The sequence below is a fragment of the Agarivorans gilvus genome, from assembly GCF_001420915.1.
In the GTDB taxonomy this organism is placed as follows: domain Bacteria; phylum Pseudomonadota; class Gammaproteobacteria; order Enterobacterales; family Celerinatantimonadaceae; genus Agarivorans; species Agarivorans gilvus.
Window position 1 is genome coordinate 4141568 of the sequence record NZ_CP013021.1, and the last position, 25718, is coordinate 4167285.

The window sequence follows — 25718 nt, forward strand, 5'->3', positions numbered from 1 at the left end:
GCGCCAATGGCGCTTTTTTTAATTATTGGCGTAGCCACTGTCGGGCAACATCTGCCCATCTAGCCAAGCGCGACCCTCTTTCATTTCAAGCCGTTGCTCAATAAACCAACTTACCACTAAGGGGTAAATGGCATGCTCTTGAGCTTGCACTCTGGCGGCGAGTTCTTCAGCACTATCTTCTTCGAAAATAGGTACCTTGGCTTGCAGTACCACTGGGCCACCATCTAGCTCTGCGGTGACAAAGTGAACACTACAACCGTGTTCATCGTCGTTGGCATCAATGGCGCGCTGATGAGTATTTAAGCCTTGATACTTGGGCAGTAATGATGGATGTATGTTGAGCATTTTGCCTTTAAAGCGCTCAACAAAAGCTGGACTTAATATGCGCATAAAACCTGCCATCACAATTAAGTCTGCTTGTTGTTGTTCTATCGCATCGGCTAGCGCCAAGTCGTAGCTTTCTCTATCAGCATAATCTTTAGGATTAATAAAGACCGTGTTAATGGCTGCTTGTTGCGCACGTTCAAGGCCATAAGCATCGGCCTTGTTACTTATTACTGCGCTAATTGAAGCATTAATACGGCCTTCTTTGCAGGCATCAATAATGGCTTGCAGGTTAGTCCCTGAACCTGAAATGAGTACAACGATGTTGCGTGCCATTATCATCCTACTTAAATTCTACTTGGCCTTCGTCACCAGCAACATTTTCAATGTGGCCAATCTTCCAAGCAGTTTCACCGTGTTCTGCTAATAGGGCTAGGGCGGTTTCTACTTCAGCTTCAGGAAGGGCGATAACCATGCCTACACCACAGTTAAAGGTGCGGTACATTTCTTCACGCGCAACGTTGCCGTGCTCTTGTAGCCAATCGAATACTTGTGGCCATTGCCAGCTGCTTTCGTCAACTACGGCTTTTGCTCCAGCAGGTAATACCCGTGGAATGTTTTCCCAGAAACCACCGCCGGTGATGTGAGAAAGGGCATGAACTTGACACTGCTTAAGCAAGGCTAGTACCGATTTAACGTAAATTTTAGTTGGCGTTAATAAGGTTTCACCTAAGGTGCGCTCGCCTAACATTTGTTTAGTATCGGCGTTGGATACTTCCAAAATTTTGCGAATTAGCGAGTAACCGTTTGAGTGTGGACCGCTAGATGCTAAGGCAATAAGCGCATCGCCTGCGGCAACCTTGCTGCCGTCGATGATTTGTGATTTTTCTACCACACCAACACAGAAGCCAGCGATGTCGTAATCGTCACCGTGGTACATACCTGGCATTTCTGCGGTTTCACCACCAATTAGCGCACAGCCAGACTGCTCACAGCCTTGACCTATGCCTTTTACTACGTCGGCAGCGGTATCTACTTCTAGCTTACCGGTAGCGTAGTAGTCGAGGAAAAATAGCGGTTCCGCACCTTGTACAATAAGGTCGTTAACACACATGGCAACTAAATCGATACCAACGGTGTCGTGTTTTTCCAGATCAAGAGCAAGCCGTAACTTAGTACCTACGCCATCGGTACCAGCCACTAATACAGGCTCTTTATAACCAGTGGGCAATTGACATAATGCACCAAAGCCACCTAATCCACCCATCACTTCTGGGCGTTGCGTACGTTTACTTACACTTTTAATACGTTCTACTAATGCATTACCAGCTTCGATATCAACGCCAGCATCTTTATAACTCAGAGGGGTGTTTTGTTTGGTCACGGGATTACCTTGCAACGAACATGGAAAAAAATTTCGCGATATTTTAGCAGTGTTAGCGGCGCTGGAACAGCAATAAACGATAACTAAGACATTTTGTTGATTTTTGCTAACATATCCAGATTGAGGCTGAGCTACACTATTGGCTCGCAAATCGTTAAACCAAAGGAATAAAAATGAAAGTTGTTGAAGTAAAGCACCCGTTAGTTCGTCATAAAATTGGACTAATGCGCGAAGCGGATATTAGCACTAAGCGTTTTCGTGAGTTGGCTCGCGAGGTATCTGCGCTTTTAACCTATGAAGCAACAGCCAACTTGGCAGTAGAACAAGTAACGATTGCGGGCTGGAATGGCCCAGTAACGGTTGAACAAATTAAAGGTAAAAAAGCCACTGTAGTGCCTATTTTGCGTGCTGGTTTGGGTATGATGGACGGTGTGTTGGAACATATGCCTTCAGCTAAAACCAGTGTTGTGGGTATCTACCGTGATGAAGAAACCTTAGAACCAGTACCGTATTTCCATAAGTTAGTGGGGCAAATCGATGAGCGCTTAGCCTTGGTAGTTGACCCTATGTTAGCCACTGGCGGCTCAATGATTGCCACTATCGATTTATTAAAAGAGCAAGGATGTAAAGATATTGTGGTATTGGTTTTAGTAGCGGCCCCTGAAGGTTTGAAAGCGCTAGAAGCTGCGCATCCTGATTTGGTTCTGTATACTGCATCGATTGATGAAAAATTAAATGAACACGGCTATATTTTGCCTGGTTTAGGTGATGCCGGTGACAAGATCTTCGGTACTAAATAAACTGCTTTAAGCGGATTAGTTTTAGCTTTAGGAGAGTGTAGTGATTAAAAAGTGCTTGTTAGTACTAAGTTTAGCCTTGCTGAGTTTACCCCTTAGGGCCTCATTGCTAAGCGATTTATATCGAGTTGAAGCTACTGCCAGTGGCAATCAACAACAAGATCAACAACAAGCCTTTGAATTATTAATTCTGCGCTTAACTGGCGATCCCGCCAGCAAGGATGCTCCACTACTGGTGAAGGCGGGCAGTAATATTCAACCCTATATTCAGCAATTTTCTTATCGTGAAGACAGTATCTCGGTATTGTTTAACGAAGCTAAAATTAACCAATTGTTAATGCAGGCTCAATTGCGTTTATGGGGTAAACAGCGTCCCGACATAGTGCTGTGGTACGCTAACGAACAGGACTTTAACCGTCGCTTATTAGCCGACAGTTCACAGCAGTCTTGGTTGGAGAATGGCCGTAAGCAAGCGGCTTTACTCGGCTTGCCTATTCGTTTACCGGTAATGGACTTAGAAGATACCATGGCGGTAAGCGTAAATGATGTATGGGGCGGCTTTGATGGACCGTTATTGGCTGCTAGTCAACGCTATGCCACACCTTTGGTATTAAGTTTTCGTCAATATCTACAAGCTAACCAGTGGCAGATCCAGTGGCGCTTGTTAGATAGCCAAAGCCAAACTGTGTTAGACAGTGGTGTTGTGCAGGCTCCTCTAGAGCAAGTGGCCGTGGCTGCCATGAACGATGTGGGGGCCAGCTTGGCAGAGCGCTACGGTGTGGTATTAAGTCAAGGTGAACAAGCTGCCACCTTGGTGAGCTTTGCCCAGATCCACAATATGAATCAGTATGTGGAGTTGGAACGTTTTTTAAATCAGCAGCCCAGTGTCGCAAGTTTAACCTTACATCAAGTGAAGCAAGATGTGTTCACCTTTGAAGTGGAGCTGTTAAGCCCTTGGGAAGACTTAAAAGCTGCACTGGATATTGCTCCTCGGCTACAAGCAGATGACACACGCAGTAAGTACTATCATTTCCAATAGCAAATATTTCTCATCTTAATAGTGAGCTGATACAATGCCCGCAGTCTTGTATCAGCTTTAATGTATTAGTTTGAGTTTTTCCCCGCAATTATCACTTCCAGTACTGTTACCTGATGATGAAACCTTGGTGAGTTTTTACCCAGGGGATAATCAGCAGTTATTAAGTGCACTGCGTAATTTGGCTCTCGATAAAGGAGAGCGAATGATTTACTTGTGGGGCAGTGAAGGTTGTGGCCGTACTCATTTATTACATGCCAGTTGCACCGAAATGGCTGATATGGGGGCTGCTAGTGCTTATCTTCCTCTCGACATGCATGACGCTATGTCACCGCAAATGCTCGAAGGTTTAGAAAATATGGCCTTGGTGTGCTTGGATAACATTGATGCCATTGTGGGGATTAAAGCATGGGAAGAAGCCATCTTCGATTTTTATAATCGGCGTAAAGAACTCGCTGCAACCACCCGCTTAATTGTTACTGCTAGTGCTCCTGCTCCGCAACTCTCTTTTGCTTTGGCTGATTTACAATCACGGCTTAATTGGGGCGTCACCTATAAAGTTCATGAATTAGATGATGAACAAAAGCTTAGCGCGCTGCAGTTGCGCGCCGAACTACGTGGTTTGAAAATGCCTCTAGAGGTAGCGCGCTTTCTATTGAAACGTTTGTCGCGCGATATGCCAACCTTGCTGTCAAAGTTGAATGTGCTTGATCAAGCGTCCATTACCGCGCAGCGTAAACTCACAGTGCCTTTCGTAAAAGAAATATTGGAACTGTAAGTTTAAGATTTATCTTTAAGTTTCTTCAGGCCTAGGCCGAGCTCTTTGCCTCGGCATTTGGCGTATTGCAAAGCAAAGAAAAAAGCCAATAGCACCAATACTAATTCCACCGCGGCTAACCAGCGTTCTTGCTCTGATACCATTAACAAGGTCGTGCTATGTAATACATAGAGTAATAATACAAAACAGCTCCAAGCATAAGTATAAGGCTTGCCAGCAAGTATACCGCGTAGCGGAAACAGTAAGGGAAGCACCCAAAATATCAACATTAACGAGATATGAATGTCTACCGGTGGCGATAGCCATAGGTGCCAAAGCAATACCCAAGCCAGTAAGCTAAGGTAGGCGCTTTTGGCGGCGCGTAGTAGCGCCGAACTAGTCAGCTTAAACAATCTCTAGTACCTGCTCAGGTGGGCGACCAATACGCGCTTGCCCTTGCTTAATCACTATCGGGCGCTCAATTAATTTAGGGTTGGCATGCATGGCGGCAATTAATTGGGCATCGGTGAGGCTTTCATCGGCCAAGTTTAAGTCCTTATAAAGCTGCTCGCCGCGGCGCATTAATTGGCGAGGGCTTAGATCTAACATGGCGAGTATATCTGCTAGTTGTTGTTCCGAAGGAGGGTTTTCCAAATATAGAATCACTTCAGGGTCAATGCCTTTGTCTTGTAGTAGCTGTAGCGTTTGGCGGCTTTTTGAACAGCGTGGATTGTGTAATATTTTTATATCAGACATATTATTTCCTTGATTGAAGGCTTAGTTGAGTGATTCAAGCTCTTGTTCGGCCTGTTTAAATTGTTCTATTCTGGCTTGGATCCGAGCCTGTTCGAGTTTATTTTCAGTTAAGTTATAAGCGCTATGTAGCTCGTCGATGGCGCGGCGATAATCAGAATGTAAGGACAAATACTCAGCCTGTGCGACATGGCTGGCCGCCACATTGTTCAAACGCCGTTGGGTTTTGCTCAGTTGTCCCCATGCCAGCGCATCGTTGGGTTTATCTCGTAAATACCGGTCGAGGAGCTTGGCGCTTTCACTGAACTGGCCTTTTTCACTCAAGGCATAAGCCAAGTTGAGTACGATAACCTGATTATTGGTGTAGCGGGTTTGCGCCGCGCTTAAGCGTTGTATCGCAGCATCATAGTTTTTCATTGCGATATCAATATCGGTTAGGGTGTCGATAATAAACAAGTTATCTGGGTGAGTGGTGGCGAGCGCATCGATAATGGTTTTGGCTTCAGGATAGCGAGCCAAAGCAAACAAGGCTAAGGCTTTACCATATTCTGCCGCTTCCTTAATACGGTATTGTTTACGCTCTAATACCTGTTCATAATGGGCCAAAGCTTCACTTGGGCTCATGGTGCCATGGCGTACAATAATTCGGGCCTTGGCCATTTGAAAGGATAATGAAGGTGCGATGAAGCGGTGCGGATAGCGGTTAGCGCGGGCGCGCGCTTCACTGACTCGAGTATCGGGTAGCGGGTGAGTTATCAGCATTTGCGGCGGTTTGCTGGCATAGCGATACTTTTCAGATAACTTGCCAAAGAAGCTGCCCATGCCGCTGGGGTCATAGCCTGCTTCTGCCAGCGTTCTTAAGCCGATTCTATCCGCCTCAAACTCGTTAGCCCGTGTATAGTTAATGGAGTTTTGTATCCCTGCGGCCATGGTGGCCTGTAAAGCGGCAATCCCCGCTACCGGATTAGCGATACCCAGTAACAGCGAACCTAACATGCCGGCCATCGACAGGTTTTGGGCTGCCGCTTGGTTTTCAATGCTGCGGGCAATGTGTCTTTGTGTTACGTGAGCGATTTCGTGGGCAATCACCGAGGCAAACTCGCTTTCGGTATCGGCATATAAGAATAAGCCGGTATGAATTTTTACATAGCCACCTAAAAATGCGGCGGCGTTAATTTCGTTGTCGGTGACTAAGAAGAAATTAAATGGGGTTCTTACCTGGTCGGCTTTGGCGACCAAATGGTTGCCCAGCTCACTCACATATTCCGACAGTACCGGATCGTTGGTCATTTTACTGCTGGCTCGAATAATCCGCATGTAAGCGTTGCCGTAGATAACCTCTTTGTCGATAGACAGAGCTGATGCGCCGGCTGTGCCAATCTCTGGGAGTTGATTATTGGCAGACATCAGCGGCGTATAGAAGAACAACATGCTGGCAACAAAGTAGTGAGCTAGTCGGGTCATTTCATTCCGATAGGTTTGCTTTAGTATGGCGAGAATAACGCTATTTTGTTTGTTATTCAAAAGCTAAAAATTGAGTCCGAATGAATAGCCTGTAATAATGTCTTAGGTATTTTATGGTAATTAATACAAATGCTTTGCCTTGATTTGCAAGATCATGCTTGTCCCTACCCATTGTTGGAAAGCAAGCTCTGGTTAAAAACCGCTAAGGCGGGAGACAAGCTTCAGTTATTACTCGCTGATAGTGGGTCTCGCCGCGATATTCCTAAGTATTTTCGACGCTTAGGTCATGATGTATTGGTAGAGCAAGATAGCCGTGTATTTCGCGTCACTATTACCGCTAAGCCTAACAAGGATTAATGCAGTAACTATGTTTAAAGTCTTATCAAATTGGTACCACAGAACCTTTACCGATCCTGAAGCGGTGGCTATGGCCTTGGTGTTGCTGATTGGTTTTACCTTGATTTATTTTATGGGCGATTTGCTGGCCCCCTTATTAATTGCTTTGGTGCTTGCCTATTTGCTGGATTGGCCAGTGAGCTTTTTAGCCAATCATGGTTTTAGGCGCGGCTTGGCCAGCGCATTAGTGTTGTTGGTGTTCTTTCTAATTGCCACCTTCGCCGTATTACGGATATTGCCTACAGTATGGGGCAGGGGGTGAACTTATTAAGTGAATATCCGGTGATGTTAAATAGTTCGCAGCAATGGTTAGAATCACTGCCGCAACGTTATCCAGAATTCATCGATGGCGCCTTAATTGAAGCGGTGGTGAGTAATGTTCGCAGTCGCTTAATGGGGGTAGGCGAGCAGTTACTCCAGTCTTCGTTTTCTTCCATCGTTAACCTTGCCACCGTGATGGTATACAGCGTGCTGGTTCCCTTAATGGTGTTTTTCATGTTGAGTGATAAAAAGACCTTATTGGGCAGCGTATCTCGATTCTTACCTAATGATCGCCGCTTAATTGTGCAAGTATGGGCTGAAATGAATGGCCAAGTGGTCAATTACATTCGTGGTAAAGCCATAGAAATATTGGTAGTGGGCTGTATTAGTTATGTGGTATTTGCGGTAATGGATTTACGCTATTCCGCTTTATTAGCGGTATTGGTGGGCTTATCTGTGCTGATTCCTTTTATTGGTGCTTTTGCTGTGACCTTGCCGGTGGCCATGGTGGGCTTGTTTCAATGGGGAGTCAGTCCACAGTTTGGTTATTTGATTTTAGCTTATGGGGTTATTCAAGTAATTGACGGCAATGTCTTGGTTCCCTTGCTGTTTTCCGAGGCGGTAAACTTGCATCCGCTGGCGATTATTATGGCGGTATTAGTGTTTGGCGGTTTGTGGGGGTTTTGGGGAGTGTTCTTTGCTATTCCCTTGGCGACCCTAGTGAAGGCCGTCATCAATGCTTGGCCGCATCATAATGCTCAGCCTGAGGAGCAGAGCCCTCAGGCTTAAGGGCTTTATTGGTTTAAATAGTCGAGCACCACTTGATGGTGCTCTTTAGTTTTGAACTTATCGAATACTTTTTCAATCACGCCTTGCTCGTTAACTAAAAAGCTAATTCGGTGAATACCGTCGTATTCTTTGCCCATGAACTTCTTCAATCCCCAGACTCCGAATTGCTCGGCAACCGCATGATCTTCATCAGACAGTAAATCAAAGTTAAGCTGGTGCTTTTCTATAAATTTAGGCAGGCGTTTAACCGGATCGGGGCTCACCCCAAACACTACAGTATTGGCTTCAGCTAATTGCTCAATACTATCGCGTAAACCACAAGCTTGGGTTGTACAGCCGGGTGTTAACGCTTTAGGGTAAAAATACACCAGTACTTTTTTCCCGGCGTAGTCACTGAGTTTAATCCGTTTTTCGTCTTGGTTCGGCAAGTCAAATTGTGGGGCTGCTTCTCCAGCGGTCAACGTTTTCATTGAGTATTCCTTGTGGTGGCTAGTTTGACAAAATATGCAGATTAAATTGTTGGCAGCCCAGTTCTTGACACAGCTTGGCAAAAGCCTGCTCTATTATTTCAGGCTGATGTTCGCTGCTAAGTTTGACTTCAAACTCGGCGTGCAGCATTTCTTGCTGATCATCGGTAAACAAATTCGATTTCAATCCCATCATACTCATTTGATGATCGCTGATAAATTGCGTCACTTGGCTAATGACTCCCGGCGCATCGGGCAGGGTTAATTGTAATACTGCTGTATGAGAGTAATCGATTAACTCGTGTCGCGAGGTTTTCTTCAGCACGGTGAGCAATTGCAGTTCTTGGGCGCTAACCGGAAGGCGCGTTTCAATTTGAATGATGGCGTTGTGAGAGCCTGAAACTAGCATGATGAGAGTGAACTCTGAGCCAAACAAGGCCATTCGGCTATCAACAATATTGCAACCGCAACTAGATACCAGTTGGGTAAGCTGATTTACAATGCCGGGGCGGTTGGTTCCAACGGCAGTAACAACAAGGTGTTGACTCATATTTGTTTTTATTGATCCTGCAAGATTTTAACGCTCAGGATACTTGCTTCAAGCAGCGAATTCTAGCGCTTCACTTATTCTCTCCACTTAAAAGCGGAGTTTGTATCAAGCCCTGAGGGTTTTCATCTTGTGTTTATCAAGGTGGCTAAGTAGTATAGCGCCCTTACTCTGGATTGATTTTGCTTATTAAGATCGTTTACCAGTTCATCTTTATCTTGTTTGTAAATGTAGTGGGATATGCAACTAGTTTCTTTTCAAACGATGAAAATCGTAGTTTTGGGCAGCCTAGTGGCCACTCTAGCAGCGTGCTCCGATGGCGTAGAGAAGCGTCGCCAAGCGGAACGTAATTTTGATTATTTAGAAGTTTCACAAATTGAACCATTAAAAATCCCACCGGGTGTGACGGCTCCAGAGCAAAGCGCAGAATTTGTGATTCCGAACATTACGCCAGACAACCAAATGTTATTGGGTCCACAGGTAGATGTTCGCGCACCAGTTCAGGTGATTCCATTAATCGCCGGTAGCCGGATTGAGGACACTGAAAATGGTCTGATTTTTTGGTTCGATATTTTAAGAGCACAATCAGCCGCCGAAACCAAAGACACAATGATGCGCACCATTGGTGAATACCTCGCTTACCGTAAATCAGGTATTTTGAATCAAGACCCTCAGCAATCTTTGATTGAGTCGGACTGGTTGGTTGACCAAGAAGAAATTGAAGGCAGTATTTTCTTTACCGACAAAGTGGTTGAGCAACGCCAAAAATTTGCTTATCAACTTGATGTTAAGCCACATGGGCGTACCGCAGGCTTGAAGGTGAGCTTTGTTGATGCTCAGTTGTATCGTGATACCAGTGATTCGGTCGTTGAATTAGATGCTTTTGATAAACAGCGCTTAGCCGTTATTGAGCTAAATCGTTTGATTGGCTATGTCAGTGAGCGTCGTGCTGAGCTTGAAGCTCAGCTAGAAGAGCAGCGCCAACAAGCGAAATTGGCCACAATGAGTGAAGCTGAGAAAGAGCAGCTTTACGATGAGACGGTTAACTTATTATTAGTTAATGAAGGTGGTGCAGCCTACTACCGAGCCAAAGCAAATATGGAAAAAACCATGAAGCGCTTGCGAGTCGTATTGCCTTTGGCTGGCTTTACCATTACCGATTACATCGAAAACTCTGGTAGTTTGTATTTAACTTACGAGCGCCCACCAGAGCAAATTCTAGAAAATTATGGTTTAAGTACCATGCAGTTTGCTGAGAAAAACTACATCTTTACTGTGGGGTCAAATGGCGACGTAACGCAAATTACTTTAGCCGACGAAGAAGGCATTGTATTGAAGCCAAGCGAAGTGAAGGCCTTGTATCCTTATCTTGCTATCTTGATGAAGATGGGGCTAGATACTACCGAGAGCTTATCTCGTTAGCGCTTTCAACTGATAAAAAAAGGTCCCTGAGGGACCTTTTTTTATGCCTGAGGGCTAGTCAACAGCTAGTCTTGCTGTTTGTCTTGTTGGTCTAAGGCATCGGCTTTGCGATTGTTTTGCTCAATCTTTTTGCGCAGTTCAGGGCTGATATTAAACCGGCCCATGTGCTTTAGCATCATGATATTGCCAACAATAAACCCCAATACCAAGACGATAAGAAGAATTAGATAGGGTGTGCTCATGCGAACCTCGTCAGCCTGCTTATAAGTGGATAGCTTGTAAACTAATGTTTGAAATTAAACTCATAAACGCCACTGCTAGCAACAAAGCTGCGGGCGGCGCAGTTTGGTAAAACTGAGGACTTAACCATAACAGGGTTGCCGCGAGTAAACTGACGCTCATGATCACGAATTGCTTCACGGTTGCGGTTTGTTCAAACAATGCGGGGTTAAGCATCAAATAGCCACAAACAAGGATGAGACTGAGCATGGCCGCAGCGAGTCCGATTAAGGGCAGCAATCTATCGAAGCTGCTAAGCCGGTGTTTGGCTTTTACCAGCAGCCAGTGGGCGATAGCCGCGCCGCAGGCAAGGAAGCTAAATAACCATAAGCTGTGCTGAATGATAAGCCATAGGGCGGCCAGCAACAGTGGAATGGCCATTATCCACCAAGACTTAAGTGACAAACTGCGTTTTTGTTTTAGCTTATTGAGGCGATAGCATAAAAACCAGCCGACTAGGGCACTGGCGAATACTAGCGCCACTAAATAGGGGTTTTGCTGGCTTTCAAAGCCACTTAAACCTGCGAGGCTGATAAAACTCACCAAGGTGGCCAGTTGTCGCTGAATGCGCGCGCTCTGCCCTCGGCATAGCTGCCCCTTATGTAATACCAAGGCTAAGATCAGAAAACTAAGCGCGGAGCAACTGACTAAACTTACAAACAAGGTGGCATACAGGTTCGGCATTATTTCTCCGGTAAACAAATATTTCTTACGTATTGAGTCATGATCTGCTCAATGTTTTGCTCAATGCAGCTAAAGCCTGCTGCATTTGCCTCTTTTAAGTGCTGCAGAATTTGCCTCGCATCCAGTTCGGCCAGTAATTTCTCGCTACTGGGCCAATGGCTGAGGTGCCATGGTTCAAACTCTACTCCACCTTGAAAGCGTCGGTAAGGGTAGAAGAAGTGATAGTCTGCGGCGTTTGCTTGTAACCATTCAGACAGCGAGTTTTGGCAGCCGCCAATTGCATATTCTTGGGGACCAGCTGCAGAGTTTCTCCTTTGGGGAGCAAACTCGGATCGTAAAAATCGAAGTCTGTACCCCAATGATGGCGACTCGCACCGGGCAAGGCTGACCAACGCAAGATAGCCTGCATTTTTTGCTGGTCGCTGAGCTGCGTTATGTCTAGGGCCTGGCTGTTGGCGTCGAGGATGGGCCGTTGCCCACGCCATTTGTTATTCCAGATAGCCAATTGTTGATGGAAATCGCGATAGCCACTGTAGACTTGCAAGTCGAATCCAGCGGCCTTCGCGGCTAAATGTAAGTCGCTTAAGTCTTTAAGCACTTCTGGATGAACCCAAGCAAACTGCGGGTCCTTGAGCAGTTTGCTTGAGTCTAAGCCATACAGAGAAAGCTGTTTATGGGTTTGTGGCATGGTTACCTAATACATTTACCAACAGTTCATAATACATGTCGGTCAGTTGCTCTAAATCGGCCACTTTGACACATTCGTTGACTTTATGAATAGTCGCATTCACTGGGCCTAGCTCAACAACTTGAGTGCCCATTTTGGCGATGAAGCGGCCATCCGATGTGCCGCCAGTGGTTAATAACTCCGGCGCTTGTTTGGTTACTTTGCTGACCGCGTCGCTCACCGCGCTTAAAAAACTGCCTTCTTCAGTGAGGAAGGGCTGGCCGTTATACGTCCAATCCAGTTGGTAGTCTAAGCCATGGCTGTCGAGAATATTATGGACTCGTTTAACAATATCTTGGTCGGTGAGTTCGGTTGAATAACGGAAGTTAAACTGCACTGCCAACTCGCCAGGAATCACATTCGATGCACCTGTACCAGCGTGAATGTTGGCGATTTGAAAACTGGTTGGCGGGAAGAATTGATTGCCATCGTCCCAATGCATTGAGGCCAACTCGGCTAGAGCAGGGGCCGCTTGGTGGATGGGGTTATTCGCCAAGTGAGGATAGGCTACGTGGCCTTGAATACCTTTTACTGTTAAGTCACCGGTAAGTGAGCCTCTACGGCCATTTTTCACTACATCTCCCACTCGATGGGTAGACGACGGTTCACCGACTAAGCACATATCAATCAACTCGTTACGTGCTATTAGTGTGTCTACCACACGGGTTGTTCCGTTGATAAACGGGCCTTCTTCATCGGAGGTAATTAAATAAGCAATTGAGCCTTGATGATCGGGGTAGTCTGCCACAAAACGCTCGGTGGCTACTACCATTGCGGCTAAAGAACCCTTCATATCGGCGGCGCCGCGACCATGTAATACACCATCAATCACGGTGGGTTCAAATGGCGATGTATGCCACTTCTCGGCAGGGCCTGAAGGAACTACATCGGTATGTCCGGCAAAGCAAAATAACGGGCCGCTATTGCCTTTACGGGCCCACATATTGGTGGTGTCTTCGAAAATCATGGCTTCGATATTAAAGCCTAAGGGGCTTAAGCGCTCCGCCATCAGCGTTTGGCATTCACAATCTTCAGGGGTGACTGAAGGTCGGCTAATGAGGTCTTTTGCAAGTTGCAAAACGGGACTGTCTGACATGGTGCTTATGCTTCCGAAGTGAAAAGTTGTTGATAGGTATCGGCTTTAAAACCTAGTGTTAAGCTATCGTTTATTTGCAGTAAAGGACGCTTAATCATTGCTGGATACTCACTGAGCAGTTGAATTGCGGTTTGTTGATTAAGGCCGGCTTTTTGCTGCTCACTAAGTTGTCGGTAGGTGGTGCCACGTTTGTTAAGTAGCGCTTCCCATCCTAGTTGTTCACACCACTTGGAGATTTGTTCGCTGCTCACGCCATCTTTACGATAGTCGTGGAATTGAAATTCGATGTTGTGTTCGTCTAACCAACGGCGCGCCTTTTTAATGGTATCGCAGTTGGGAATACCATACATGATGATGTTGGTTGCTGGCATAGTGCTTCCCTTTTAATATTTTGGGCTAAGAATACCAGAGCTGAAGCAAAAGCTCATTGCCAATTGGGATTGTTTTGTAGCTGGTGGTGCAGATATGGGCAGGCAAGAAAAAGCCACGCCCTAGGGCGTGGCTTTGGGGGGTGGAATAAATCAGTTACTTGATAATAGTTAGCACTGGTGTTTCACCAATGGTCACCGCACCTGATTTTTTCACTAGCTCTTTGATTTCGTCCATGTTTGAAATAACAACAGGAGTCAATGTTGATTTTGCTTTCTCTTCTAAAACGGCTAGATCGAACTCGATGATAACATCACCTTGTTTTACTTCTTGGCCTTCAGCAGCGATGCGAGTAAAGCCTTCGCCTTTTAGTTCTACAGTGTCGATACCGAAGTGAACGAATAGTTCGATGCCGTCGGTAGACTCTAGTGAGAAAGCGTGATTAGTTTCGAAAATTTTGCCGATGGTGCCGTCACAAGGGGCCACCATTTTGTTACCACTTGGCTTAATGGCAATACCATCACCAACGATTTTTTCAGCAAATACAACATCAGGCACTTCTTCAATAGGAATGATTTCGCCTGATAGCGGAGCGATAATATCGATACCGCTTTTGCTTGAACTATCATCCGAAACCATTTTTTTGAATTTGTCGAATAGACCCATTGTGGCGCTCCTAAATTCTTAATTATTGTGCAATTGCAACTATCTTAACAGACCGAATTTTGTTTAACAAAAGTGTCAACTAGCGTGGCAATTTCGGCTGCTGTTGGAGCAGCTAAAGCTTGATCGGCTAATTTCTTTGCATCAGCATAGTTCGAATTACGGATCAGTTTTTTGATCCGAGGTATAGAAATGGCACTCATTGAAAATTCATCTAGGCCCATTCCCATTAATAACAGGGTAGCGGCTTCGTCACCGGCCAATTCACCACACATACCTGTCCATTTGCCTTCAGCGTGAGAAGCATCAATAACCTGTTTAATCAAGGTTAATACTGCAGGTGACATAGGGTTGTAGAGGTCGGAAATAAGCTCGTTACCGCGGTCAACTGCTAAAGTGTACTGAGTTAAGTCGTTAGTGCCAATACTAAAGAAGTCCACTTCTTTAATTAGGTGATGCGCAATCGCAGCTGCGGCTGGTGTTTCCACCATTACACCCACTTCAACTTTTTCGTCAAAGGCGATGCCTGCTTCACGTAATTCGGCTTTTAGCGTGTCTAATACGCCGTTTAGTTTGCGGATTTCTTCTACTGCAATCACCATCGGGAACATAATGCGAACCTTACCAAAGGCAGAGGCACGTAATAGTGCTCGCAATTGCGTGTTCATGATCTCTTCGCGGTCAAAGAAGATGCGAATCGCACGCCAGCCTAGGAATGGGTTCATCTCTTTGGGAAGATCTAAATAAGGTAGATCTTTGTCACCGCCGATGTCCATGGTACGAATAATCACTGGGTGACCTTGCATCGCTTCAACCACAGCTTTGTAGGCTTCGAACTGCTCATCTTCTGTAGGTAGTGAATCGCGGTCCATGAACAAAAATTCGGTACGGTATAAACCTACACCTTCCGAACCATTGCGGTGAGCGCCGTCAACATCTTTAATGGTACCGATGTTGGCACACACTTCTACTTGGTGACCATCAAGAGAAACAGCAGGTAAGTCTTTCAACTTAGCCAGTTCTGCTTTTTCTTCTAAGTAGCTTTGTTGACGTTGTTTGTAAGTCGCTAGTTGCTCTTCACTTGGGTTAATAATCACTTCGTTGTTAATTGCGTCTAGAGCAATAATATCGCCATTGTTCACTTGCTTAGTGATGTCGTTGGTGCCGACAATCGCAGGCAATTCTAGTGAACGCGCCATAATTGAAGTATGTGAAGTACGACCACCAATATCAGTGACAAAACCCAACACTTTATTTAAGTTAATTTGAGCGGTTTCTGACGGGGTAAGGTCGTTAGCAACTAGGATTACTTCATCAGTAATAGTGCTTAAGGAAACGATTTCAATTCCAAGAATGTTTTTGACTAAACGTGAGCCGATGTCTCTAAAATCGGTAGCGCGTTCTTTCAAATACGGGTCATCTAGTTCCGATAGCATTTGCGCATTTTGCTCGATAATCGTGCTGGTCGCTTTGTCTGCGCTCATTAAGCTGTCTTTAATGCAAGCTAGAATCTCTTCTTCTAACTCTTCATCTTCCAACAACATAATGTGGCCTTCGAAGATAGCTTCTTTTTCTTCGCCGAAGGTTTTACCTGCCATTGTCTTAATTTCTTCGAGTTGAGCCGATGTTTTTGTGCGGCCATCGAAGAAACGTTGAACTTCGTTATCTATTTGCGATGCTTCGATTTTTTCTTGGTTAATAACCACTTCTTGCTCGGCTAGAAGTAGTGCTTTACCAATTGAAATTCCTGGTGACGCCAGAATACCTGAAATCATAACCTGTACCTATTTGGTTGAACTGAATAAAAAGAAAAAAAACGACTGGCTTATTCAAGCTCATCCATTAATGCAACAAGCTTTTCAACCGCTGCGTTTTCATCAGCACCCTCGGCACGAATTACCACGCTAGTGCCTTTAGTTAGACCTAAGGTTTGTAGTTTGAATAAGCTTTTAGCGCTGGCTGATTTGCCGTTGCTTTCTACGGTGATGTCGCTAGAAAAGGCTTTTGCTTCTTTTACGAACTGGGCGGCTGGGCGAGTGTGAAGGCCATTCTCAGCAGTAATTACAACAGATTTTTCAAACATATTATCATTCCTCAATATTAATAATTATGTCGCCTAAAACTTGCTATAAGCTTAGACGTTTATTAGTAAAACGTTTTCGAGAAAAAAATAACGTAAAAATAGACTGTGAAGTTTAATCTACGTCAAATTTTCAGGTTAAGTTGTAAGGTGTTACTAATTATTACAAACGGCTTTTTTGTTTAACTATTTGTAATTATTGTATTTTTACTAATTTATCGACGTAAACAATGTATCTGTTTTGATACCTTGTGTTACAAATGGAAACATTATAAAAGCCGATATTTGGTGGGCTGGAGTATAGTTTTTGCGGTTTTATTACACAAGAGAATGATGTTATTTTTCTTAGAAAATTAAGTCCGAATCGCAAAAAAAAGCGACCCATCAATGGATCGCCCTTTTAAGTGCTTGTTTCGCTGTTTTATTGAACGTTTTCTTGCTCTGTGAAAATGTTTGCAAACAGTGCACTTGATAGGTAACGCTCACCTGAACTTGGTAAGATAACCACTATGGTTTTATCGGCAAATTCTGGCTTTTCAGCGATGCGGTTGGCCGCAACTACAGCTGCACCCGATGAGATGCCCGCCAAGATACCTTCTTCTTCCATCAAGCGTTGAGCCATGGCAATGGCGTCGTCATTGCTGACTTGTTCAACTAGGTCCACCATGTCTAAGTCTAGGTTGGCTGGAATAAAGCCAGCACCAATGCCTTGAATTTTGTGTGGTCCAGGGGTGAGTTCTTCACCGGCCTTAGCTTGAGTAATCACTGGTGAGTCAACCGGCTCTACCGCAACTGAAGTGATTTTTTTACCTTGCTCTAGCTTGATGTAGCGACTAACGCCGGTAATGGTGCCGCCGGTGCCAACGCCCGCTACGAATACGTCTACTTCACCATCGGTATCTTCCCAAATTTCAGGGCCGGTGGTTTGTTCGTGAATTTCAGGGTTGGCTGGGTTATCAAACTGGCCAAGCAATATGTATTTTTCAGGGTTGCTGTCGCGGATTTCTTCAGCTTTAGAAATCGCGCCTTTCATGCCTTTAGCACCTTCAGTGAGAACTAAGTTGGCTCCTAAAGCTTTAAGCAGCTTACGACGCTCTAAGCTCATGGTGTTAGGCATGGTTAAAGTAATAGGGTAACCACGCGAAGCCGCAACGAAAGCCAATGCAATACCGGTGTTACCACTGGTTGGTTCAATGATTTCTTTACCAGGACCTAACAGGCCTTTTTTCTCGGCGTCCCACACTAGGTTGGCGCCAATACGACACTTCACACTGAAGCTTGGGTTACGGCTTTCTACTTTAGCCAATACGTTACCTTTGCTTACTCGGTTTAAGCGAACCAAGGGAGTGCGACCGATTGTTAGGGAATTGTCGTCGTAGATTTTACTCATTGAAGCGTCCTTTTTAGTTTATACGGGTTGCTACTCTTAGTGGTTACTTTGCACCAAGCAGCATTAACTGTAGTAATAGCATAGCGCGGTAATTACTAAGGGGAAGTAACGTTTATTTATAACGTTATGTAATTAAGAGATAAATTGATATGCCATTCATTACAATCGCCTGGTGATGTAAGGCGAGTATTAGGCTTCTCTGATGACTCGGGTATATCGGCAAACAAGGCCTCAAGCCACTGTATAAGCGCCTTGTACGAAAGGGGAGTGGAGAGGAAAGTGATTAACCAACAGCGAGTCTTTAAGCGGTTGGTTAATTTTGTCGGGGTATAGTTAGTGTCGGTATAAAATAATGGATACGCGAAAGCGGCTGCGTAATGAACTGCGTTCTATCGTATAAACCGAATAGTGGCTTGCCCCTTGAGTCGCTGCCCACTCAACTGCAGCCTGTTGCGCTAGCTCTATACTGTAGCGGTCTAAAAAAGTCTTCTGGCCTATTTTGCTTAGCTTCATCTCGCTAGCTTCACTGTAACTGACTTGTTGTAGGGGCGCTTCTGCCGCGATTACCGAAGCATTAAACAGTAATAGACAGACTAGAGCGTAAGGCATGAGATGAGTAGGTTTCATGATTATTGATCCTTTAGCATTAAGTCACGGTAACTATCTACCCATATAGCGGTGGCGCCACATACGGCTACCGGCATAATAATTAAGTTTAGTAGAGGTACGGTGCTGCAAAATAAAACGATCGCTCCAAAGCCGCTATTTCGAATTCGATCTTGCTTTAGTTGGTCACGCATGCTGGTGAAAGCGATGCGGTGATTATCGAAGGGGTAATCAATATATTGAATGCTCATCATCCAAGCGCTAAACAAAAACCACAGCAGCGGGGCCACTGTTTGGCCGATGGCTGGAATTAAAAACAGCAACAGTAAGCCCAAGGCCTTTGGTAACCAATACCATAGCTTCTGTAGCTCTCGAGAAAAAATGCGGGGCAAATCTTTAATCAGGTCGACTAACGACATTTCTTCGATGGTTTTACCACATAGGTGTTGCTCGACTTTTTCTGCCAGTAGGCCATTAAAAGGCGCAGCAATCCAGTTGCCAATGATGCTAAAGGTAAAACCAAATATCATAAGAATGGCTATGATGGCGGTGGGCCAAATAAGCCAACTCAGCCAATCTAACCAGCTTGGAAAATAGCTGAGGATATCGTTTATCCAAGAACCAAGTTGCTGATATAGGTAAATAAATGCGGCACCAAATAATAATACATTGGCAATCAGAGGGATCATTACAAAAAGGCGTAGGCCGGGCTGAGTAATTAAATGAAAACCTTGTACGATGTAGGAAATTCCGCTGCGTGAGGCAAGCGTATTTTGGGTCATTGTTGTGATCTCTCAGTTGTTTATAGATGGACATATTACAAAGCGTCGGTAGCTCTGGTAAAGTCTTGACTAATAATAGCTATTGAATGAAGCTCACTTTGTTATGCGTTTGAAGCAAATCCGTTTAGCCGGATTTAAATCTTTTGTTGATCGCACCACTATTCCTTTTCCCACCGATATGACGGCCATTGTGGGGCCCAATGGCTGTGGTAAGTCTAACGTGATCGATGCGGTGCGCTGGGTATTGGGCGAAAGCAATGCGCGTAATTTACGTGGCGGCTCGATGACCGATGTGATTTTTAATGGCTCAACTAAGCGTGCGGCGGTGTCAAAAGCCATGGTTGAGCTGGTATTTGATAATCAGCAAGGGCGAATTGGCGGTGAATTCGCTAGCTATAGTGAAATTGCGGTGCGCCGAGAAGTGACTCGAGACGGGCAAAATAACTACTTATTAAATGGCGCCAAGTGTCGTAAGCGTGATATTACCGATTTGTTTCTGGGTACCGGTTTAGGCCCGCGTAGTTACGCTATTATCGAACAGGGCATGATCAGCCGCTTAATCGAATCTAAACCTCAAGAGCTTAGAGTGTTTATTGAGGAAGCGGCTGGCGTGTCGAAATACAAAGAACGACGCCGTGAAACCGAGCTGCGAATAAAACACAGTAACGAAAATATTTTGCGTTTGCGTGATATCGAATCGGAGTTAGCCCAGCAGGTTAATAAACTCAAAACCCAGGCCCAGGCCGCTAAACGTTATCGTCAGTATCGAGAGCGCTATCGAGAGTTAAAGGCGCTGATTTGTTTGCAGGAACTACGTCAACTAGATGCCAGCATTGACGGCGCCGATCAGCAGCATCAGCAGGCGGAACAGCAGCAAGCTCTTGCCGAACATGCGATTACTCAAGCTGAAAATCAATTATTGCTGTTAAGTCATCAACTGACTGAGCAGCAAGAGTTAGCACAGCGCTTACAAGGGCAGGCTTTTGAAGTTAAAACTGAATTAGCGAAATTAGAACAACAGCAACAGCACATTAAGCAGCAGCAAAACCAATCTCAGCAGGCCAGACAGCGGAATTTAGAGCAGCAAGCCAGTATCAAACAAAGCTTAGAAGAGCTCGAGCTGCAGCTAGATGAGCAACAGCAACAGCTTGAGGATTTAGCGCAGCAACAGGAAATGCAACAGCAGTTGCTACTAGAACTTGAGCCTCAACTAGAGCAAGCCGAGCAGGCTTATAATCAGGCGCAAGCCGAGCAAAATTCCTTCGCCAATGAATCTCAGCAAGCTAAGCATGAAGCGGCTCAATTGCAATCGCAGTTGCAACATAGCCAGCGTTTGCAACAGGGACATCAACAACAATTAGCTCAGGCGCAGCAGGGCTTAAACCAGTTAAGCAGCCAAGCTGAGGAAGAAATTGCCCAGCTTAAGCAACAGTTGGCTGATGCTGAGCCGCAGCAGCAACAGCTTAATCAGGGGCGACGAACACTCAGCGAGCAAAAGCAGCAAGTTAGCAGTGATTTACAGGCTCTTGAGCAGCAGCTACAACAGTTAAAGTTACAACAAACCGCCGAACAAACCCGCTTACAAGGTGTGGAAAAATTGCTTTCTCAATTTAGCTGTAGCGCTCAGTTGCCCTTAAGTGAGGTGATTGGAGTGAATTCAGGTTGGGAGTTGGCCGCAGACACGGTATTAGGCACTTGGTTGCAAGCTGAGTGGAGCGAAAATTTATCACCCGAACAAAGTCTGGCGCTAAGTGCCGTGAGTGAGGCTTATGATTATCAGTTTGCCGAGCCGCTACGTCATTTACCTAGTTTGGCTTCGCAGTTAAACCAGGTCGAGCTTAGCTTCTTATGTGGTCAGGTATTACTGGTTGAAAGTCTAGAGCAAGCCTTTGCCTTGCGTCAGTACTTACGCCCAGAGCAGTCTCTGATTACCGCTAAAGGCGAATGGCTGGGTAAATATTGGCAGCAGCTTCGACCACAGCAATACCAGCATTCCTTATTGAGCTTACAACAAGAGCATCAGCAACTTAGTGAGCAGCTACAGCAGGTGGAGGCCAGTTTAGCTGAGCAGCAGCAAGGCCAACAAAATTTGGCTGACACCGAGCAAGCCTTAGCTAAAGAGCTTGAACAGCAAACCCAGCTGCAGCAAAACTTAGCCAGTCAAATTCATCAATGGCAGAGCCGCTTGGCTTTATTAGAACAACAGCAGCAATTTGCCGAACAGCAACGAGAGCAGTATCAGCAGCAAGTTGAAGAACTGTCGATATTATTGGAGCAAGAACAAGAAGCGCAGCTGTTATTGGAAGAGCAGCTAGAAGAAGCCCGCTTTCAGCAACAGCAGCAAAGTGAGCAGCAACTGCGTTTAGCTGAGCAGCTTGAGTTAAGTAGCAAGCAAGTAAAACAAGTACGCCAAACTATTCAACAGCAACAGCATAGTGCCCATCAACAACAGTTGGCTATTCAGCAACAGCAAGCCGCCATTCAAGCAAGTTCGCAGCAACAGCATTACCAGCAACAAAAGCTGGATGAATTGCTCGCCCAGCTGAGCCACGCGCCAGAACAACATCAAGATGAACTGGAATTACTGGCTGAGCAAATAGAGCAATTGTTAGAGCAGGCGTTAGTGCTAGAAGAGCAACAAGCGCAGGCGTCTCAAGCTCATCAGCAAAGTGTTCAGTCTCAGCAGCAACAGCAACAGAACTTAAAACAAGCTCAGCAGCATTTACAACGTTTGCAACAGCAAGATACTGAGCAAAGAATTCAGCAACAGAGCTTGTTGGCGCGCCGAGCTGTCTTGTTAGAGCAATTGGCTGAACAAGGCGAAAACTTGAAACATTTGGAGCTGTCTTTGCCCGAGGCCAGCTTGGAAGATGACTATGCCAGCGAACTGGCGCAGGTTGATGCACGCTTAAAACGTCTTGGCGCAGTGAACTTAGCCGCTGAAGCAGAATTTGAGCAGCAAAATGCGCGTTATCAAGAATTATGTGAACAGTTAGCCGATCTTGAAGCGGCGATTGAAGTATTGCAGGCGGCGATTGCAAAAATTGACCGCCAAACCCGCTCTAAATTTAGTGAAACTTTTGCTAAAGTAGACGCGGACTTACAGCAGCTTTTCCCGAAAGTCTTTGGCGGAGGGAAAGCTTGGTTGGAATTATCGTCAGATGACTTGCTGGAAACCGGGGTGACAATTATGGCTCGGCCTCCAGGTAAAAAGAATGCTAGCATTAGCTTGCTGTCGGGCGGAGAAAAAGCACTCACTGCTTTGGCCTTGGTTTTTGCGATTTTTCGTCTAAATCCTGCGCCATTTTGTATGTTAGATGAGGTGGACGCACCGCTTGACGAAGTAAATGTGGGACGCTTTGCTGATTTAGTGCATAGTATGTCCGATAGTGTCCAATTTATATTTATTAGTCACAATAAAGTGACAATGGAAAAGGCCTCGCAGCTTGCTGGGGTCACCATGCAGGAGCCTGGGGTGTCCCGCTTGGTCGCAGTGGATATCGAAGAAGCGATAGCCATGGTTGAATAACAGCTTTAGAGAACAGTTAAATGCAGGAATTACGCATCGTACTAATCGTTGTAGGTATTATTTTAATTATTGCCTTACTCGCTCATGGATTTTGGAGTAGTCGCAAACAACGACCTGAAAAACTGCTTAATCCTAAACAAAAAATAGCGCCTAAAGAGTCCGGCTTAAATAGAGACGAACAGGGTTTTGACGACTTAGGTGTGGGTGAGGCTAGGGTTATTGGTGATCCGCTAGAAGATGCGATGGCTAAGTTTGACGATAGTGAAGCCAAGCCCGCCGTTAAAGCTGAGCCGGCTGTAAAACCGAGTGAAGAAAAGCCGCAGCCAGTGCAACGTAAAGAGCCGGAGTTTCATTTTTCGGCAGTGGATGACGCACCGCAAATCGCGGATGACCAAGGTTTAGCGGGTTTAGATGCCGAGCCACAACTGGCACCGGAAACGCCTCCGCTTGCAGCTGATGAGGAGCCCCTAGTTGAGCCAAGTGCTGAGCCTGAATTTGCCTATTCTGAAGAAGAAGCAAGATCTGCGGAACCCGAACTCGAGTCCGAGCCAAAGAAAGACCCTAATGCCCCTGATGATGTGTTTATTGTGAACGTGATGGCGCAGAGCGGCCGTTACTTAAAAGGCCCAGCTTTGTTAGCCAGCTTAAATAAAATTGGTATGCGTTATGGCGATATGAACATCTTCCATCGTCATTTGGATAATAGCGGTACTGGCCCGGTTATTTTTAGTTTGGCTAATATGGTGAATCCTGGCACCTTCGATCTGGATAACATCGAGCAATTAGAAACCCGCGGCGTAAGCATTTTTATGACGGTTCCGTGTAAAGGCGAGCCCACTAAAAACTTTGCCTTGATGTACAAAGCGGCTTCAACTTTAGCTAAAGAGTTGGATGCGATCATGTTAGATGACCAACGCAATCCTTTAACCAAACAAACGGTTAATCACTACGAACAGCGCGTACGCGAATATGAGCGTAAGCAACTACTGGTAAACTAACTTTATTTCAGCAACATTTAGCCTTTCCAAGTCACTCATTTGGGAAGGCTTTTTTATTTAAAGGTCTTGCATGACTCAGCCAAAACAACAAATAGATCAACTCATCGAACAATTAGAACAGTATAACTACCAGTACTATGTGATGGATCAGCCTTCGATTCCTGACGCCGAATATGACCGCTTGTTTAAGCAACTCAAAGCCTTAGAAGCGCAATATCCAGAACTGCTGCGCGGTGACTCTCCTACACAGCGCGTCAGTGGTGCTCCGCTGGCGGCTTTTGAACAAATTCAGCATGAAATGCCGATGTTGTCTTTAGACAACGTATTTAGTGAAGCTGAACTCAGTGCTTTTAATAAGCGAGTGCAAGAGCGTTTAAAACGCAGCGAGCCGGTGAACTATTGTGTTGAACCTAAATTAGATGGCTTAGCCGTGAGCCTGCTGTATGTTAACGGCCAATTGGTTCAAGCCGCCACCCGCGGTGATGGTAGCACCGGTGAAAATGTCACCGATAATGTCAAAACCATCCGCTCCATTCCCTTGCGTCTGCGAGGGAGTGATTGGCCGCAGCGTTTAGAGGTGAGAGGGGAAATATTCATGCCCAAGGCTGGTTTTGAAAAGCTTAACCAGCAGGCCAGAGAAAATGGCGAAAAAGGCTTTGCTAACCCAAGAAATGCTGCCGCAGGGAGTTTGCGCCAGCTAGATTCAAAAATTACCGCGACGCGCCCATTGGCTTTTTATGCCTATTCTTTAGGTGTAGTCAGTGACAGCCTTGGTGATAGCCACTATCAAAACTTACAACGCTTAAAAGATTTCGGACTGCCAGTGTGCCCCGAAGTTCGGGTGGTGCAGGGCAGTGAGGCTTGTTTGGCTTATTACCAAGAAATTGGTGAGCGACGTAATGCCTTAGCCTACGAAATTGATGGGGTGGTGTACAAGGTTGATGAGCTTGCTTTACAACAGCTCTTAGGCTTTGTGGCGCGCGCTCCACGCTGGGCCACGGCGCACAAGTATCCGGCGCAGGAAGAAGTTACTGTACTACGTGATGTTGAGTTTCAGGTAGGGCGAACTGGTGCTATTACTCCGGTAGCAAGGCTAGAGCCGGTATTTGTGGGTGGGGTAACGGTCAGTAATGCTACTTTGCACAATGCTGACGAAATTGAACGCTTAGGCGTAAAAATCGGTGATAGCGTGGTGGTGCGTCGCGCTGGGGATGTGATCCCTCAGGTGGCCAGTGTGGTGCTAGAGCGCCGCCCTGATGACGCCAAAGAGGTGGTCTTTCCGCAAAATTGCCCAGTGTGTGATAGTAAAATTGAGCGGATTGAAGGTGAAGCGGTGGCTCGCTGTGTGGCGGGTTTACAGTGTGCAGCACAACGAAAAGAAGCCTTAAAACACTTTGTGGCTCGTAAAGCCTTAGATATCGACGGGATTGGCGACAAATTGGTAGAACAGTTGGTTGAGCAGAACTTGCTAGAAACGCCGCTGGATCTGTTTCGCCTGAAAGATCGACGTGAGCAGTTGTTGAAGCTAGAGCGAATGGGCGAGAAATCGGTGGATAAGCTGCTTGCGGGCATAGAACAAGCGCGTCAAACCACTTTACCTCGCTTTATCTACGCCCTCGGTATTCGAGAGGTCGGAGAGGCGACCGCTAGCAACTTAGCGCTGCATTTTAAGCAGCTTGAGGCCATCGCCACAGCCAGCGTAGAACAGCTGTTAGCGGTGCCCGATGTGGGTGAAATTGTGGCTAAGCATATTCGCTTTTTCTTCAATCGCGAGTTGAATGCTCAGCTGGTGGTCGACTTAGCTGCTCAACTAAGCTGGCCAGCCATTGAGCAGCCAGCTGCTGAGGAGTTGGTGCTTGACGGCAAGGTAATTGTATTGACTGGCACCTTAAGCCAACTGGGCCGCAGTGAAGCGAAACAAGCACTGCAAGCTTTAGGTGCTAAAGTCACTGGTAGTGTGTCGAAAAAAACCGATTTGCTGATTGCCGGTGAAGCAGCCGGTTCTAAATTAAGTAAGGCCCAAGAATTGGGCATTGAAATATGGGACGAGCAACAGCTGATTGATTTACTGCAGTCCCAAAGTTAGTCAAGCATTGATTGCCTCGTTCCGGTGCAGCA

27 protein-coding genes and 1 pseudogene are annotated in these 25718 nt (G+C 45.7%); 9 read left to right on the top strand and 19 right to left on the bottom strand.

Features of this window, described 5'->3' with window-relative positions:
- Positions 1-18 precede the first annotated feature (18 nt).
- Complete coding sequence (gene purN / locus AR383_RS19760; protein ID WP_055734684.1) at positions 19-660, bottom strand: phosphoribosylglycinamide formyltransferase; 642 nt, start codon at positions 658-660, stop codon at positions 19-21.
- A gap of 7 nt (positions 661-667) precedes the next feature.
- On the bottom strand, positions 668-1708 hold the full coding sequence (gene purM / locus AR383_RS19765; protein ID WP_055734685.1) for a phosphoribosylformylglycinamidine cyclo-ligase: 1041 nt from the start codon (positions 1706-1708) through the stop codon (positions 668-670).
- Between the two features lie 173 nt (positions 1709-1881).
- On the opposite strand from purM, the gene upp reads away from it, so the two are divergent.
- The 3 genes from upp to hda all read left to right on the top strand — a co-directional run bounded on the left by upp (position 1882) and on the right by hda (position 4319).
- Entirely contained in the window at positions 1882-2508 is a 627-nt protein-coding gene (upp, locus tag AR383_RS19770) for a uracil phosphoribosyltransferase (protein ID WP_055734686.1), read from the top strand.
- A 40-nt stretch (positions 2509-2548) separates the two neighbouring features.
- Positions 2549-3544: a DUF2066 domain-containing protein gene (locus AR383_RS19775; RefSeq protein WP_055734687.1), complete on the top strand. Its 996-nt coding sequence runs from the start codon at positions 2549-2551 to the stop codon at positions 3542-3544.
- Positions 3545-3614: 70 nt separating this feature from the next.
- Positions 3615-4319 (top strand): DnaA inactivator Hda, encoded by a 705-nt coding sequence (gene hda / locus AR383_RS19780; protein WP_055734688.1) that lies wholly within the window; start codon positions 3615-3617, stop codon positions 4317-4319.
- Positions 4320-4321: 2 nt separating this feature from the next.
- Here hda and AR383_RS19785 read toward each other — a convergent pair whose 3' ends face one another.
- The 3 genes from AR383_RS19785 to bepA are packed head-to-tail and all read right to left on the bottom strand — an operon-like array spanning position 4322 to position 6515.
- Positions 4322-4711, bottom strand: a complete 390-nt coding sequence (locus AR383_RS19785) for a DUF2069 domain-containing protein (protein ID WP_083481711.1) — start codon at positions 4709-4711, stop codon at positions 4322-4324.
- The gene (gene arsC / locus AR383_RS19790; RefSeq protein ID WP_055734689.1) at positions 4704-5054 is read right to left on the bottom strand and encodes an arsenate reductase (glutaredoxin); all 351 of its coding nucleotides are present in this window, start codon (positions 5052-5054) and stop codon (positions 4704-4706) included. The genes AR383_RS19785 and arsC overlap by 8 nt, the downstream gene beginning before the upstream one ends.
- Before the next feature lie 21 nt (positions 5055-5075).
- Complete coding sequence (bepA, locus tag AR383_RS19795; RefSeq protein WP_055734690.1) at positions 5076-6515, bottom strand: beta-barrel assembly-enhancing protease; 1440 nt, start codon at positions 6513-6515, stop codon at positions 5076-5078.
- A gap of 129 nt (positions 6516-6644) precedes the next feature.
- On the opposite strand from bepA, the gene AR383_RS19800 reads away from it, so the two are divergent.
- Both AR383_RS19800 and AR383_RS19805 read left to right on the top strand, forming a co-directional pair.
- Entirely contained in the window at positions 6645-6872 is a 228-nt protein-coding gene (locus AR383_RS19800) for a sulfurtransferase TusA family protein (RefSeq protein WP_055734691.1), read from the top strand.
- A gap of 10 nt (positions 6873-6882) precedes the next feature.
- Positions 6883-7961 (top strand): annotated as a pseudogene (locus AR383_RS19805) (AI-2E family transporter).
- A gap of 5 nt (positions 7962-7966) precedes the next feature.
- Here the strand turns inward: AR383_RS19805 and bcp are convergent.
- Both bcp and AR383_RS19815 read right to left on the bottom strand, forming a co-directional pair.
- A complete protein-coding gene (gene bcp, locus AR383_RS19810; protein WP_055734692.1) occupies positions 7967-8431 on the bottom strand; it encodes a thioredoxin-dependent thiol peroxidase in 465 nt (154 codons plus the stop codon).
- Positions 8432-8450: 19 nt separating this feature from the next.
- A complete protein-coding gene (locus tag AR383_RS19815) occupies positions 8451-8978 on the bottom strand; it encodes a glycine cleavage system transcriptional repressor (protein WP_055734693.1) in 528 nt (175 codons plus the stop codon).
- A gap of 237 nt (positions 8979-9215) precedes the next feature.
- On the opposite strand from AR383_RS19815, the gene bamC reads away from it, so the two are divergent.
- Positions 9216-10397, top strand: coding sequence for an outer membrane protein assembly factor BamC (bamC, locus tag AR383_RS19820; RefSeq protein ID WP_055734694.1), 1182 nt, complete (start codon positions 9216-9218; stop codon positions 10395-10397).
- Between the two features lie 65 nt (positions 10398-10462).
- Here bamC and AR383_RS21430 read toward each other — a convergent pair whose 3' ends face one another.
- The 12 genes from AR383_RS21430 to cysZ all read right to left on the bottom strand — a co-directional run bounded on the left by AR383_RS21430 (position 10463) and on the right by cysZ (position 19073).
- Positions 10463-10639: a DUF2897 family protein gene (locus AR383_RS21430; RefSeq protein ID WP_083481712.1), complete on the bottom strand. Its 177-nt coding sequence runs from the start codon at positions 10637-10639 to the stop codon at positions 10463-10465.
- A gap of 19 nt (positions 10640-10658) precedes the next feature.
- Entirely contained in the window at positions 10659-11360 is a 702-nt protein-coding gene (locus tag AR383_RS19825; RefSeq protein ID WP_055734695.1) for a hypothetical protein, read from the bottom strand.
- The gene (locus AR383_RS22735; RefSeq protein ID WP_417858496.1) at positions 11360-11638 is read right to left on the bottom strand and encodes a D-alanyl-D-alanine carboxypeptidase family protein; all 279 of its coding nucleotides are present in this window, start codon (positions 11636-11638) and stop codon (positions 11360-11362) included. Before AR383_RS22735 ends, AR383_RS19825 begins: the two co-directional genes overlap by 1 nt.
- A complete protein-coding gene (locus AR383_RS22285) occupies positions 11542-12048 on the bottom strand; it encodes a M15 family metallopeptidase (protein WP_055734696.1) in 507 nt (168 codons plus the stop codon). The genes AR383_RS22735 and AR383_RS22285 overlap by 97 nt, the downstream gene beginning before the upstream one ends.
- Positions 12032-13192, bottom strand: a complete 1161-nt coding sequence (dapE, locus tag AR383_RS19835) for a succinyl-diaminopimelate desuccinylase (protein WP_198150267.1) — start codon at positions 13190-13192, stop codon at positions 12032-12034. Before dapE ends, AR383_RS22285 begins: the two co-directional genes overlap by 17 nt.
- A complete protein-coding gene (locus AR383_RS19840; protein ID WP_055734698.1) occupies positions 13189-13554 on the bottom strand; it encodes an ArsC family reductase in 366 nt (121 codons plus the stop codon). Before AR383_RS19840 ends, dapE begins: the two co-directional genes overlap by 4 nt.
- A gap of 154 nt (positions 13555-13708) precedes the next feature.
- Positions 13709-14218: a PTS glucose transporter subunit IIA gene (gene crr, locus AR383_RS19845; protein ID WP_055734699.1), complete on the bottom strand. Its 510-nt coding sequence runs from the start codon at positions 14216-14218 to the stop codon at positions 13709-13711.
- A gap of 44 nt (positions 14219-14262) precedes the next feature.
- Positions 14263-15990, bottom strand: coding sequence for a phosphoenolpyruvate-protein phosphotransferase PtsI (gene ptsI, locus AR383_RS19850; RefSeq protein ID WP_055734700.1), 1728 nt, complete (start codon positions 15988-15990; stop codon positions 14263-14265).
- A 50-nt stretch (positions 15991-16040) separates the two neighbouring features.
- A complete protein-coding gene (locus tag AR383_RS19855) occupies positions 16041-16298 on the bottom strand; it encodes an HPr family phosphocarrier protein (RefSeq protein ID WP_055734701.1) in 258 nt (85 codons plus the stop codon).
- A 418-nt stretch (positions 16299-16716) separates the two neighbouring features.
- Positions 16717-17685: a cysteine synthase A gene (cysK, locus tag AR383_RS19860; RefSeq protein WP_055734702.1), complete on the bottom strand. Its 969-nt coding sequence runs from the start codon at positions 17683-17685 to the stop codon at positions 16717-16719.
- A 333-nt stretch (positions 17686-18018) separates the two neighbouring features.
- Complete coding sequence (locus tag AR383_RS19865) at positions 18019-18312, bottom strand: hypothetical protein (RefSeq protein WP_055734703.1); 294 nt, start codon at positions 18310-18312, stop codon at positions 18019-18021.
- A 2-nt stretch (positions 18313-18314) separates the two neighbouring features.
- Positions 18315-19073: a sulfate transporter CysZ gene (cysZ, locus tag AR383_RS19870; RefSeq protein WP_055734704.1), complete on the bottom strand. Its 759-nt coding sequence runs from the start codon at positions 19071-19073 to the stop codon at positions 18315-18317.
- 103 nt (positions 19074-19176) lie between these two features.
- Between cysZ and smc the strand changes: the two genes are divergently transcribed.
- The 3 genes from smc to ligA all read left to right on the top strand — a co-directional run bounded on the left by smc (position 19177) and on the right by ligA (position 25686).
- The gene (smc, locus tag AR383_RS19875; protein ID WP_055734705.1) at positions 19177-22602 is read left to right on the top strand and encodes a chromosome segregation protein SMC; all 3426 of its coding nucleotides are present in this window, start codon (positions 19177-19179) and stop codon (positions 22600-22602) included.
- Between the two features lie 20 nt (positions 22603-22622).
- Positions 22623-23600 carry a cell division protein ZipA gene (zipA, locus tag AR383_RS19880; protein ID WP_055734706.1) on the top strand — a complete coding sequence of 326 codons (978 nt, stop codon included), beginning with the start codon at positions 22623-22625 and terminating at the stop codon, positions 23598-23600.
- Between the two features lie 70 nt (positions 23601-23670).
- The gene (ligA, locus tag AR383_RS19885; RefSeq protein ID WP_055734707.1) at positions 23671-25686 is read left to right on the top strand and encodes an NAD-dependent DNA ligase LigA; all 2016 of its coding nucleotides are present in this window, start codon (positions 23671-23673) and stop codon (positions 25684-25686) included.
- Positions 25687-25718 lie beyond the last annotated feature (32 nt).